Origin of the sequence: Burkholderia sp. NFPP32 (assembly GCF_900119325.1) — a bacterium.
GTDB lineage: Bacteria > Pseudomonadota > Gammaproteobacteria > Burkholderiales > Burkholderiaceae > Burkholderia > Burkholderia pyrrocinia_C.
On sequence record NZ_FPJP01000035.1, the window covers coordinates 1 to 13213 of the forward strand.

The 13213-nt window shown below is 67.1% G+C and carries 12 protein-coding genes; 7 read left to right on the forward strand and 5 right to left on the reverse strand.

Features of this window, described 5'->3' with window-relative positions:
• Together BT264_RS34580 and BT264_RS34585 are read right to left on the reverse strand one after the other, a co-directional pair.
• Positions 1-371: SDR family NAD(P)-dependent oxidoreductase (locus BT264_RS34580; RefSeq protein ID WP_143156758.1), on the reverse strand; the 371-nt coding region annotated here is incomplete at its 3' end.
• A 50-nt stretch (positions 372-421) separates the two neighbouring features.
• Positions 422-1162 (reverse strand): acetoacetate decarboxylase, encoded by a 741-nt coding sequence (locus BT264_RS34585; protein WP_072445127.1) that lies wholly within the window; start codon positions 1160-1162, stop codon positions 422-424.
• 447 nt (positions 1163-1609) lie between these two features.
• On the opposite strand from BT264_RS34585, the gene BT264_RS34595 reads away from it, so the two are divergent.
• Complete coding sequence (locus BT264_RS34595) at positions 1610-2191, forward strand: undecaprenyl-diphosphatase (RefSeq protein WP_072445126.1); 582 nt, start codon at positions 1610-1612, stop codon at positions 2189-2191.
• A 26-nt stretch (positions 2192-2217) separates the two neighbouring features.
• Here BT264_RS34595 and BT264_RS34600 read toward each other — a convergent pair whose 3' ends face one another.
• The 3 genes from BT264_RS34600 to BT264_RS34610 all read right to left on the reverse strand — a co-directional run bounded on the left by BT264_RS34600 (position 2218) and on the right by BT264_RS34610 (position 4188).
• A complete protein-coding gene (locus tag BT264_RS34600; protein ID WP_034181811.1) occupies positions 2218-2451 on the reverse strand; it encodes a hypothetical protein in 234 nt (77 codons plus the stop codon).
• Positions 2452-2618: 167 nt separating this feature from the next.
• On the reverse strand, positions 2619-3440 hold the full coding sequence (locus tag BT264_RS34605; protein ID WP_072445125.1) for a siderophore-interacting protein: 822 nt from the start codon (positions 3438-3440) through the stop codon (positions 2619-2621).
• Positions 3441-3477: 37 nt separating this feature from the next.
• On the reverse strand, positions 3478-4188 hold the full coding sequence (locus BT264_RS34610; protein ID WP_072445124.1) for a PadR family transcriptional regulator: 711 nt from the start codon (positions 4186-4188) through the stop codon (positions 3478-3480).
• Positions 4189-4410: 222 nt separating this feature from the next.
• On the opposite strand from BT264_RS34610, the gene BT264_RS38780 reads away from it, so the two are divergent.
• From BT264_RS38780 to BT264_RS34635, 6 genes are all read left to right on the forward strand, one after another.
• Positions 4411-4593: a hypothetical protein gene (locus tag BT264_RS38780; protein ID WP_143155810.1), complete on the forward strand. Its 183-nt coding sequence runs from the start codon at positions 4411-4413 to the stop codon at positions 4591-4593.
• Positions 4594-4997: 404 nt separating this feature from the next.
• A complete protein-coding gene (locus BT264_RS34615) occupies positions 4998-5999 on the forward strand; it encodes an FHA domain-containing protein (protein WP_072445123.1) in 1002 nt (333 codons plus the stop codon).
• A complete protein-coding gene (locus BT264_RS34620) occupies positions 5996-10036 on the forward strand; it encodes a TOMM system kinase/cyclase fusion protein (RefSeq protein ID WP_072445122.1) in 4041 nt (1346 codons plus the stop codon). The genes BT264_RS34615 and BT264_RS34620 overlap by 4 nt, the downstream gene beginning before the upstream one ends.
• Before the next feature lie 33 nt (positions 10037-10069).
• Entirely contained in the window at positions 10070-10414 is a 345-nt protein-coding gene (locus tag BT264_RS34625; RefSeq protein ID WP_072445121.1) for a BMA_0021/BMA_0022 family TOMM bacteriocin, read from the forward strand.
• A 16-nt stretch (positions 10415-10430) separates the two neighbouring features.
• Entirely contained in the window at positions 10431-10793 is a 363-nt protein-coding gene (locus tag BT264_RS34630) for a BMA_0021/BMA_0022 family TOMM bacteriocin (protein ID WP_072445120.1), read from the forward strand.
• A 90-nt stretch (positions 10794-10883) separates the two neighbouring features.
• Positions 10884-13121: a TOMM precursor leader peptide-binding protein gene (locus tag BT264_RS34635; RefSeq protein WP_072445119.1), complete on the forward strand. Its 2238-nt coding sequence runs from the start codon at positions 10884-10886 to the stop codon at positions 13119-13121.
• The last annotated feature ends 92 nt before the right edge of the window (positions 13122-13213 follow it).

Consider the following 13213-nt stretch of genomic DNA (forward strand, 5'->3'; position numbering starts at 1 on the left):
GCCTTCGTCGTCAGGAATGCGCCGTCGACGTGGATCGCCTGCATCTTCTTCCAGTCGGAGAACGCGTAGTTCTCGATCGGGTTGACGATCTGGATGCCCGCGTTCGACACGAGGATGTCGACCGAGCCGAACGTTTCGGCGACCTTGTCGATGCCGCTGTTCACGGCTTCCTCGTTCGTCACGTCCATTGCAACGCCGATCGCCTTGCCGCCTGCCTTGTTGATCTCGTCGGCGACCGCATTGGCGCCGTCCTGGTTCAGGTCGGCGATCGCGACAGCCGCGCCCGCTTTCGCGAGTTCCAGCGCAATTTCCTTGCCGATGCCGCTCGCGGCGCCCGTGACGACTGCGGTCTTGCCATTCAGGTTGCTCATTTCGAATTCCCGTGGTGAAAGGATTGACAGGGAGAAGGACTGCGGACGTGTTACTGAGCCAGGTAATCGTAGACGACTTCGCCGAGACCGAGTGTCAAATCTGCGACGAGGTGCCGGGCTTCGACGATCTCGAGCACGGGCAGGTCGGCCACCGGCGCGAGCGCGTGCGGCGCCAGCTCGAGCGATGCGGGGCCCGTCCACGCGCCCTTCATCTTGATGTCCTGCATGTAGTAGCGCACCAGTTCGCACACGCGCGCGGTGCCGTCGACGTGCGGAATGATCTTCAGCAGGAAATTGGGGCCGGCGAGACGCTTCGACTGCTCGTCGATGTCGAGTTCCTTGTGCTTGTAGCCCATCGTGCCGGTCGCGACGCGCACCTTGCCGTAGTCGAGCGTGCCCAGGAGGTGATCGGTGTTCACGTGCAGGGTGGGCGACGCGAGCTTCTTCGGGAAGCCCCACAGCTCGCGGCCGCCGGCGATCGGCGGGTGATCGTCGAGATACATCGCGAGCGTGTAGCCGCCCGGCTGGCCGTCGTATTCGACGGGAATCACCTGGCCGCTTTCGGTGTAGTCGCCGAAACCGGTCGAATCGGCCATGCGGATGAATTCGTAATGCACGAGCGGCTCGGTGACCTGCAGCGGCTCGGGGACAATTTCGCGGAGACGGTCCGGATCGGTGCGATACGTGATGATCAGAAACTCACGGTCGACGAAACGGTACGGGCCCATCGGGAAGGCAGGGCTGGTCAACGGCATCGCAAACGCTTTCGATCGGACATCGCTGGGTTTCATGCGGACTCCTTGTTGTTGATCGCTTCGTGGATGAGTGCTCGTAAGCTCGTAATCCTATGCCTGTGCGTTGCCGTTGTGCGATGCCGCAATGGGAATTAATTGTTGCCGATTTCGATAGATTCGCGGCGTAAATATTGAGGCGAACGACGCAAACGGCCTGGATGGCGCCCGGCGCCCCGATGCTCGCACGCGTCGATGACGCCACGATGTGAAAAAGGTGAGGCTTTACGGGATGTCGGGTGAGCCTTTCCGGGAAACGGTCGCGCTGGAATATGACAATTTCGTGAACTTGTGTTGCTGTGCAGGCTCTAAGTGCGTTCGCCGCGGCGGTCGCGCCCTGTCCCGCAGGTCTGCCGCATTAAGCATCGCTTAAGCGGGCGCGCCCTAGCATCGTTCGTGTCCGACCGGGCAACCGGTCGAATCTTTATGCCCCACGCAACCGGATTCATGCAGAACCTCAATCTCGCCCTCTTTTCCGCCATCAACGCCGGGCATGCGCCGCAGCCGGGCGTGGCCCGCGTCGCGATCTTCGCCGCCGACTGGCTCGTCTACGCGCTGCCCGCGATGCTGCTGCTGACCTGGATCTTCGGCGCACGCCCGACGCGGCGCCAGGCGATCGAAGCCGGCGTCGGCGTATGCGCGGCGCTCGTACTCGCGCAACTGCTCGGGCATTTCTGGTTCTCGCCGCGGCCGTTCATGGCCGGCGTCGGCGCGCAGCTGATTCCGCACGCGCCGGACAGCTCGTTTCCGAGCGATCACATGACGTTCGCATGGAGCATGGCGGTCGGCCTGATGCTCGCCGGCACGACCCGGCTCACCGGGTTCGTGATGGCCGCGATGGCCGTGGCGATTGCGTGGGGGCGTGTCTATGCGGGCGTGCACTGGCCGTTCGACATGGCGGGCGGCGTGCTGGTCGGCACGGCCGGCGCGCTGGCCGCGCACCTGTACGGGCAACGTGTGACCGCGCTGCTCGAACGGTTCGGCGATTCGATGCACGCGGCCGTGATGGGGCGCCGGCACGCGCCGTAAGCGGAAGGACGTCGGGCAGGAGGCCGTCAGCCGGGCGAGCCCGGCGTGTGGGCGGATTCGGCCGATGCGGACGGGCCGCCGCCCGCATCGTGCAGTTCGGGCGTATCGGCCGGATGCTGCGCGGCGTCGCGTTCAAGGGCGCTTTCCTTCAGGATCGCGCACATCGCGACGAACAGCGCGAGTACGACCGCGGCGAGGCCGCAATAGCCGGCGATCTTCAGGTTGCGAAGGAAAGGCGAAGCGTGGCTTTCTTTTGTCATGACCGGGCGCTCCTGGGCGGGCTGCGGCGGCTGTCGCGTGACAGCGGCGTCGCAGATGTACATATATACCAGCCGCGATGCCGATGCCAAGCCCGTCGGTGCGCCGGCGCCACGGTCGCATCACCCGTTCGCCGGCCGGATGCGCGTACGCCGTATGCCCGTATGCGTCAATCTTCCAGCGTTTCGTGCACGGCCGCCGCGCCGCGCTTCCAGTAGGCCGCCGCGCGGATGCGCGACTTGTCGACGCCGCGCTCGCCGGTCAGGTGCTGACGCACCGCGCGCATCGACAGCGCTTCGCCGGCCGCCCACACGTAGCCGTCGCCGGACGGCGGCAGCGGCAGGTCGCGAACCGCATTCAGCAGCACGTCGCCGTCCGCCGCGTCGGCTTCCGCGCGGAAGCGCCAGATTTCATGCACGTCGGCGCGCGTATCGAACGAAATCTGCGCGGTGCGGTCCGCGACTTCCAGCACGGCCACCGCGCGCGCGCCGGCCGGCAGTTCCTCGAGACGCCGTGCGATAGCCGGCAGCGCCGTATCGTCGCCGATCAGCAGGTGCCAGTCGAAACCGGTCGGGACGACGAACGAACCGCGCGGGCCGCCGATACCCAGCCATTGGCCGACGCGCGCCTGCGCTGCCCACTGCGACGCGGGGCCAGGATGGTTCAGCACGAATTCCAGATCCAGTTCGCACGTGGCATGGTCGAAGCGGCGCGGCGTGAAGTCGCGCGCGACCGGCTTCGGTTCGCCTTCGGGAAACTCGGGGCCGTTCGCGCCGAGCGTCGGCATCGCGGGCCGTTCGGCGCCGGGCGGCGGGAAAAACACCTTCACGTGATCGTCGAACGACGCGGATTCGAAATCCGCGAGATCGGGGCCGCCGAGCGTGACGCGCAGCAGATGCGGCGTCACGGCATGCACGCGCAGGACCTGCAGCAGACGGAACTTGAGGGTATGGCGCACGCGGGTCATGGTGCGCTCGGATGTGTTCTGCATCAATCCGTTCTCCTGATGTTTGACGGGGCGGCGCAGATTACGCGCCGGTGCCGCCTTCGATTTCGGTCGTCGCGCGGCGCATGATTGCCGCGATGCGGCGCTGTTCGTCGGGGCCGGCTGCGCTCTTGTGCAGCAGCGCCCGCTTGAGCGCGACGCGCGCCTCGACGAACTCCGGCAGCCAGCCGGCCTGCGATTCGTCCTGCGCGTCGTTGCCCGCCGATTCCCCGGCGAACGCGCGGCGCATGAATTCCATCTTGCGTGCGAGGTGCGTGAGGCGTGCGAACAGCGTGTCGACACGTTCGCGTTGCGCGTCGAGATGCGCGCGGCCGGCGTCGGTCAGCGCATAGCGCTTGCGATTGCCTTCCGCCTGCGATGCGACGAAGCCGACTTCCTCGAGATACGTGAGCGCCGGATACACCATGCCGGGGCTCGGGCTGTAGAAACCGTTCGAACGCGTGTCGAGCGCCTTGATCAGCTCGTAGCCGTGGCTCGGTTGCTCGGCGACCAGCGCGAGCAGCAGCAGCTGGAGATCGTCGGAGCTGAACTGGCGGCCGCGCGGCATGCCGTCGTCGCCGAAATCGCCAAAGCCGCCGCGCCCGCCACGGCCGCCGAACGGGCCGCCGCCGAACGGATCGTGGCCGCGACGGTGGCGGCCGATCGCGTACCAGAGACCGGAGAACCAGTCAGGGCGGGCATGCGCACCATGACCGTCGCTTCGGGCATGGCCGCGGGAGGGATTGTGTCGCATGATCGTGTCCTATATGTCGTAAAACATATCTAAAGATATATATCGAAAGATAGGTCGTCAAGGAGATTTATTGGGGCGGGATGGAGAGGCGACCGTTTCCGTCTGCTTGCGGTGAGGGTTCCCGTCGATGCGTTCCCTCAACCTCTTTGGCGAGTCGATCGGACGATCGCCGTAAGGTCTGATTTCGCCGTTGCTGCGAGCCATTGATCGTGAGGCACAACCATGCCGCCCCTCATTCGCCTGCCGATGACACAGCGAGAAACTCGCCGTTGTGCAATGGCCTGTCGGAATGAATGGAGCAATGCTGTTTTTAAAAACGTCTACGGCAATTATTTTAATTACCGAAATGGTTTAATTTATTTCCGATTCATCAAACAAAATTTCCGCGGCAGCAAAGGTGTTTGAATCCGCCCCGTCATTCAATGTGATCTCATTCCGGCAACGCACGTCGGCCATGGCTTGCACACCGATGAAGTTTTTCGACCCTTTATTTGCAACCCGAAAATTCATCGAAAATGTAAAGCATTGCAATATAAAACCCGGGATTGAGTATTCCGATTGCGGCGCGCGATTTTATTTGGCAGGATTTTCAACAAGTTGCTCGATTTTTAAAACAACAAAACGGTCGACCATTCAATTTACCGAAATAACAGGTGCTGGATGAGCAACGATTCGAAAGGAAGCTGACGAGAAATCAGGTAACGAGGCGGCGAACAGTCGATATTGTTCGCCATCATCGAATCAATCGCTCGCCCGGCAGCGCCGATGCGTCACTCGAGCGATCCGGGCGAATCCGACGCGGGGCGACCATGGCGATACTCAAGAATGATTCATCCGGAGAAGCGTGCCTGCTCCGCGCCTATCACGTGTTCGGCCGCGATGCCGCGCGCTGCGACACGGTCATCCGGGACGCGTCGGTGTCCCGAGTCCATGCTCATATCCGCTGGATCGGCGGGCGGTGGGAGCTTCACGATCACAGCAGCAACGGCACGTCGGTTTCGGGCGTGCCGTTGCGCCACGGCGAGCACGTGGTGCTTCAGCCAGGCGACGTAATCCGGTTCGGCAGGACGGGTATCGCGCCGTGGCGCGTGGATGCGCTCGACGATCCGGCCGATACGCTGTGGCCGATACGAGGCGCCGCGCATCCGATCGTGCTCGCGCCGCGCCAGATCCTGGCCACACGTGCCGCGCAGCCGGTCACGATCGTCCGGTCGCCGGCCGGCGAATGGCTGTGCGACGACACGTTGCCGCCGCGCGCGCTTCATGACGGCGATGAAGTATCGACCGGCGACGTCACGTGGCGCCTGGCGGTCGTGCGCAACGGCTCGACGATGATGCTCGCCGCGCCCGCGGATCCGGCCGCGCCGGCGCAACTGCTCGAATTCTTCGTCAGCCGCGACGAAGAGCACGTGCGGATGCTGCTGCATGTCCGCGGCGGCGTGGTCGACCTCGGCGAGCGCGCCCATCACTACAGTCTCGTCACGCTCGCCCGGGCGCGCGCGGCCGACATGCAGGCCGGCTACGACGCCGCCACGCAAGGCTGGATCGAACTCGACCGGCTGGCGCGCATGCTCGGCATCGACACGTCCCATGTCAACGTGCAGATTCACCGCGCCCGGAGCCAGTTTGCGGCCCTGCCGGGGCTGGACGCGAGCCAGCTCGTCGAGCGCCGGCGCGGCAGCGTCCGGTTCGGCGAATTTCCGTTCCGCGTCATGCGCGGCGAGCATCTCGAATGCCAGTCGGTGCCGGCCGCCCTGCCGCGTATCGGCGTGCATCGTCCGGCGCCCGACCCGGTCGCCCAATACTCGTGAGCACGGGAGAACCGGCCGTGTTGCCGACCGTGTCCCGCGCGCCCGTCGTGCCGGAAGCACTTGAACCCCGGCAACCCCGCCAGCCCGCCGCGCCTTTCGCGGAACTTGCCGGCAAGTGGCATTACCGGCTCGGCTCGCTGCTCGGCGAAGGCGGCAATGGCGTGGTGTTTCGCGCGACCTGCGGCGAGACGGGGCAGGACGTCGCGATCAAGCTGATGCGGGACGACGCCGCGCGTACCGCGACGGAGCGCGCGCGCCAGCGTGTGCGCTTTCAGCGCGAGACGAGCCTGTGCGAAGCGCTGCGGCACCCGAACATCGTGGCGTTGCTGGACAAGGGGGTAGCGCCCGACGGCCGGCTGTTCGCCGTATTCGAGCTGGTACAGGGCCGGACCTTGCGCGATCGGCTCGCGGCTCAGGGGCCGTTGTCGGCCGCCGACACGGGCCGGCTGATGACGGAGGTGCTCGACGCGCTCGCGGCCGCGCATCGGCGGGGCATCGTGCATCGGGACCTGAAGCCGCAGAACATCGCGATCACGATGGCCGACGACGGGCCGCACGCGAAGCTTCTCGATTTCGGCATCGGCGCGTTGCTGCCCGGCATGGAAGACATCGCGCGTCAGACTTCGACGCTGGCGACCGAGGTGCTCGGCTCGCCGCCCTACTGCGCGCCCGAGCAATTGCGCAACGAGCCGCCGACGCCCAGGAGCGATCTGTATGCGTGGGGCCTGATCGTGATCGAATGCCTGACGGGCGATGTCGTCATGCACGGCGCGAGCGTGGCCGACATTCTCTATCAGCAGCTCAGCCCGGTGGATGTCGCGCTCCCTCGGTCGATCGCGTCGCATCCGCTCGGCTCGGTATTGCGGCGTGCGCTGAGCAAGAATCCGGAACAGCGCGCCGCGTCGGCCGACGAACTCGCGGAGCCGTTTCGCGCGCTCAACTTCGCCGCGCTCGTCGGCCAGTTCGATGCCGGCCGCGCAAGCGGGCAGACGCGTCCGAGCCCGTTCGCGCCGCGCAGCGAGACGATCGCAACGGTGGGCGAGTACCGTCAGATCACCACGCTGTGCTGTTGCGTGACGATCACGGGAGAGGGCCGGCGGCGCCACGGCGGACCCGATCACGGCGACTTGCTCGACGGCTACGAGGAGCAATGGCTGACGAAGTGCGCCGACATCGCCGTCGGTTATGGCGCGCAGGTCGACGGACGGCTCGGCGACACGTTGCTGTTCCATTTCGGCCTGCACGGCGACATCGACCGGCCGGCGCGCCGTGCGGCGCGCGCGGCGCTCGACATGGTGCGGGTGGCCGAGCGCGCACGGCTGCCGGCGTCGGTAGCGGCCGGCGGCGAAGGCTGGCGCGTCGAAGTGGCCGCCGCGATTCACGTCGGGCAGGTTCTCGCTCATGCGTCGCGCATGTCGGGCATCTCGACGCCCGCCGCGGCGGCGCGGCTGCTGCGGCTTGCCGGGCCCGGGCAGATCCTGATCAGCGACGATGCGCGGCTTGCGCTCGAACGGCATGCCGACTATCGGCCGACCTCGTTGCGGCTGGCGCGGGCGGGCCTCGTGCCGCAGCCGGTTCATGAATTGCTCGGCGAGCGTCGCGCCGATACGCCGTTCGATTCGCTCGATGCCGGCATGCGGGCACCGATGGTCGGCCGCGCGCGCGAACTCGACGCGCTGTTGCGCGCGTGGCGGGAGACGCTCGCACGGCATCGTCGGGTGATGCGCGGCGAGCCTGCGCCGCACGGTGTGCCGCGGCTCGTCGTCGGCGACGCGGGAATCGGCAAGTCGCGCCTCGTGCACGAGTTGTGCGAGGCTGTCCGGATTCAGGGCCACGCCTTCGCGCATTGCGGGTGCCTGCCCGAGCGGGAGAATCATGCGCTGTTTCCGATCCTGCGATTCATCGGCGCGCATTGGCATATCGACGCCGACAGCCCGGCCGGTCCCGCGCTCGCGGCGATCGACGCCATGATCGCGCCGCTCGAATGCGATCACGCGGCGGCCCGTGTCGCGCTCGCGACCTGGCTGGGGCTGCCCTGCGATGCGAAGGGGATCCTGTGGTCGAGTGCGCGCGAGCAGCACGCGCTGTTCGACGTCCTCGGGCAACTGATCGTGTCGCTCGGCAACGGCGCGCCGGTACTGCTCGTTGTCGAGGACGTCCAGTGGATCGATCGCTCGACCGAGGACTTTCTTGCGTACCTGCAGCGCTCGCCGCGCGCAGCGGCGCTCGGCATCGTGTTCACGTCGCGCCCCGACAAGCTCGGGCGCTGGCGCGGCGCGACCGAACGCGTGGTGCTGCGCCGCCTGCCGCGCGACGACGCGCAGCGCCTGATGTCGGCGTGTCTGGGCCAGGGCGTGCTCGATCCGGCCTGGCTCGACCAGCTCGCCCAGCGCACGGCGGGCATCCCGCTGTTCATCGAGGCCGTAGCGCGCGAGTTGACGATGAGCGGCACGGACGGTTCGCTCGCGGGGTTGCGGGAAACGGACGCTTATCCGCTTCCGCTCAGCCTGGGCGGCATGCTCGGTCTCGCGTTCGACCGGATCGACGACGCGCGCGATACCGCGCAGCTCGCCGCGACCATCGGGCTCGAGGTGGATGCGCAATTGCTCGCCGACGCGTCGCCGCACGATCGCGCCACGCTCGACGCGCATCTGCGGCTGCTGCTCGAAGAGCGGATCGTGTACGCGCAACATCGGCGCGATCGCGTGTTCTATTCGTTCCGCCACGCGCTGATTCGCGATGCGGCGTATGAATCGATGCCGCCCGCCGTACGGCGCGGCAACCACGCACGCGTCGGCCGCGCGCTGGTCGCGGAGGCCGACCGCGGTGCCGGTGCGCATGCGTTCGGCGTCGCCGGGCACTTCGCGCGCGCGGGTGCCTTCGCCGACGCGATCGCTCACGGCATCGACGCGGCGCGCCGCGCACTCGAACGTTCCCGGTACGACGACGCGATCCGCTACGGGCAGTCCGTGTTCGACTGGCTCGGCAACGCCGACTACGCGCACCGCGAGCACGACAGCGCGCGGATCCGCGCCACGTTGACGCACGCGACGATGGCGCGGTTCGGCTGGGCGGATCCGCAGGTGCGCGAGCATGCGGAGCAACTGTTGCGGCAGATGCAGACGCTCGACGACCCGGAGCTCGAGATCAGCGCGCTATGGACGCTGTCGACCTACTACCACGTCGCCGGCGATCGTCCTACCGTACGCGGGATCGGCATGCGGCTCGACGCGCTCGCGACCGAGCGCGGCGATGCCGGCGTCCAGGTCGCGGCAGACGCGATGCGCGGCATGAGCCTGTGGGTCGACGGCGACTATGCGCGCGCTCGCGCCGCGTTCGACGCGGTGCTGGCCGGCTACGACGTGCGGCGCGACGCGGACCATCGGCGCATCCTGGGGCTCGATACGCGCGCGTGGACGATGGCGTCGCTCGCGAGCGTGCGCTGGTGCATGGACGACGATCCGCAGGCCGCGCTCGCGATGGCGCGCGACGCGGTGTATTGCGCGACCTGCCTCGATCATCTGCCGACGCTCGGCGTCACGATGATGTACCTCGCACGCACGCACCAGCTGGCGGGCGATCGAGACGCGGCCCGCACGCTGTCGGAAGCGATTCTCCGTCTGTCGGACGTGCATCGGCTGCGCGCGGTCGAGCACTACGCCGCGATCATTCATGCGTGGGCGCAAGGGAGTCGTGCGGGCGTCGTCGCGCATCTCGATGCGCAGCGGCGGTCGGGCGGCCTGCTCGGCCTGACCTACTATGCGTCGCTGCTTGCCGAGCTGGACGCCGGGCGCGGCGATTACCACGCCGCGCTCGCGCAGATCGAGCAGTGTCTCGCATGGTGCGAGTCGACCGGAGAACGGTATTACGAAGCACAGCTGCTGCTGAAGAAGTCCGAGTACTTGCGCCAGGCCGATCCGCGATGCGGCGGCGTGGCCGCGCTGGCCGCGTGCCGGCGTGCATGCGAAGTTGCGACAACGGCGGGCATGGGCCGCATTGCCAGGCTCGCCGAAGCGATGTTGCAGTCGTTGCCGTAAGTGGTCCCATTCGTCAATCAGGAGAACATACCGATGAGCAAGGATCTTCGATTACCGACGTACGAACAGTTTCTCGAATACCGGGCAACCGTCATCCGGGCGATTGCCCTCGCGTGGCATTCCCCGGCGTTTCTCGACGAACTCGAGGCCGATCCGGTCCACGCGTTGCGCGAGCATTTCGGCTATCACTTTCCGTTCAGCCTCGACCTGAAGGTGCAGACCAAATCGTCGGCCTGGACGCCGGGCGTCAACGGCGACTGGACGGGCGGCCGGAAAAACAAGCTCACCCTGTTTCTGCCGCCCGCACCGGCGGACGAGGCGCAATTCGCGCAGGCGCTGGCCGCGTACAACGCGAACCACATCACCATCATGGAATGACCTCGGGGAAACCGACATGGCAAAGGACAACGCTAATCCGACGCTCGAATCGATGCTGGAGTTTCAGAAGGTCTATCTGCGTGCGATCGCGCTTTCATGGCGGAACCCGGAGTTCAAGAGCGAGCTGCTGGAGAAGCCGCTGGAGACGCTCGCGAAATACTTCGGTTACCAGTGCCCGTGGATCATCGACATCGAGGTCGTCAAGACGGACGGCGATCATGGCTGGACGAGCCACGGAAACGGCAGCGGGAGCTGGAACCTGCCGCGTAACGTGATGACGGTCGGCATACCGGCGCAGCCGACGAACCTGGACGAAGAGGCCGTCGCGCTCGCGGCCTACTGCGACGCCGGGCCGAGCTACCTGTTCACCTGCTGCTGACCTGGCGCGGCCGAGCCGCGCACCGTCGCGTGCCCCGGGCCGGCTGCCCGGGGCACGCGATGTTTTTTACCCACCGCACGGAACCCGACGATGCTTGATGACCTTTCGCGCGTGTTGCGCTTCAAACCGCATTTGCTCGTGCTCGATGCGGGCCCCGAGACGCTGTTCGTCGTCGATGAATTCAAACGCGCGATGCTGTCGGGCGCGATCTTCGTGCGGATCGCAGCCTGCCTGCGGGCGCGGATGACGATCGCCGAGATCGTGACGTCGCTTGCCGGCACGTTCGGAGAATGGGATGTGCTCGCGCGGCTCGATCACCTGGTGCGTCGCGGATACGTGCGAGCCGACACGCCGCACGACGACGATGCGGCGCGCGGCTTCTTCGAGCGCGCCGGACTCGACGGCGACGCGGCCTGCGCGCGCGTCGCTCATCTGCGCGTCGCGGTCGAGGCGTTCGGCGCCGACGATGCGGCGCTCAGGCGCGCGTTCGACACGGCCGGCATCGATGTCGTGCCGGACGCCGAATTGACCGTCGCGATCGCCGATACGCACGACCGCGACGATCTCGCCGCGTGCGCCGCCCGCGTGGCAGCGCGCGGCGGCGCATTGCTCGTCGTGGCGGCCGGTGGCGTGCAGACGCTGATCGGGCCGTTGCTCGCCGGCCGCGGTGCGCTGGCCGACGCGCCATGCATCGAATGCGTGCGCTACTGGATTCGCATCAACCGGCCGGTCGAGGCGCTGCTTGCGCGCCATCACGGCAGCGACGCGACGCGTCTGCCGCCGGCCGCCTCGCGTGCCGGGGCAGCTGCAGCGGCGGCGCTCGTGGCGGCGACGGTCGAGCAGATCGCGGTCAGCCGCACGGCATCGGAACGATCGCAGACGCATATCGTGGCGCAGCGCATCGACACGTTGGCCGCCGAGCGGCACCGCGTGCTGAAGCGTCCGCAATGCCCGTGCTGCGGCAATTCCGCGTGGATGCGCGAGCAGGCGGCGCGGGCGCCGCGGCTCGCCGATCATGCGCCGTTGGCGCGCGCCGACGGCGGCTACCGTACCGCCGATCCGGAACAGGTGTTCGAGCGTTACGCCCATCTGATATCGCCGGTCAGCGGCGCGATCGCGTATCTGCACCCGATGCCGAAGCGGCACGCGGGCCTGCGCAAGGTCTATGCGTCGGGTTTTCTCGTGTGCCCGGCCGCCGTACCGGCCAGCAACCGGTTCGACAGGATCTGTTCAGGCAAAGGCCGTACCGACGATCAAGCCCGTGTGAGCGCGCTATGCGAGGCGCTCGAACGATTCAGCAGCGTGTATCAAGGCGACGAGGCGGCGCTGACCGGAAGCATGGAAAGCCTGCTCGCCGATCCGGCATGCGACGCCCTACCGATTCACGTGAACGATCTTCAGCAGTTCAGCGAACGGCAATTCGACGCGCGCGACGCGATCAACGCACTGACCCGCGATGTTCGAAAGCAGGTGCCGCCGCGTTTCACCGCGCGCGACGTCATCGACTGGACGCCGGCCTGGTCGCTCGTGACCGGCAGGCGCCATCTCGTGCCGCTGAGCTACTGCTATGCGGAAACGCCCGACAGTGCGCGGGTGCATGCCGCATGCGTGCACAATCCCAACGGCTGCGCGGCGGGATCGAACGTCGACGAGGCGATTTTGCAGGGCATGCTCGAATTGATCGAGCGCGATGCGGTCGCGATCTGGTGGTACAACCGGATCCCGCGCCCCGGCATCGATCTCGCGAGTTTCGACGATCCGTATTTCGATGCGCTCGTGCGCGAATACGCGACGTTCGGGTGGCGTTTGTGGGCGCTCGACATCACCACCGATCTCGGCGTGCCGGCCGTGGCCGCGCTGGCGGAAAATCCGCAGGACAGGCGCTTCTCGATCGGCTTCGGCTGCCATCCGGACGGCCGAATCGCGGTGCAGCGCGCGCTGACCGAAGTCAACCAGTTGCTCGATGTCGCCGCCGAGGCGCCGCACCCGTGGGATCGCGACAGGCTCCCCGCAACGGAATTTCTGTACCCCGCGACGGACTTGCGCTGCACGACGCGCTCGACGTGGCGGCCGATCGACGCCGCGTCGTTGCCGGCGGCGATCGCGGATTGCGCCGGACGCATCGCGGCGGCCGGCATGGACGTGCTCGTCGTCGACAAGACGCGGCCCGACATCGGCTTGTCCGTGGTGCAGGTCATTGCGCCGGGGCTGTGCCATTTCTGGCCGCGTTTCGGCGCGCGACGGCTTTACTCGGTTCCGGTGGAACTGGGATGGCGCGCGCAGCCGTGCGGCGAACAGGAACTGAATCCGGCGCTGCTGTTTCTGTGACTTGACCGGTTGTCGTTTCATCGCGGCGGGATGACTTCGCCAGCGGAAAGCGGCGGGCGGGCCGATTGCTCCCGCCCGGTGCTGCCGGGCGC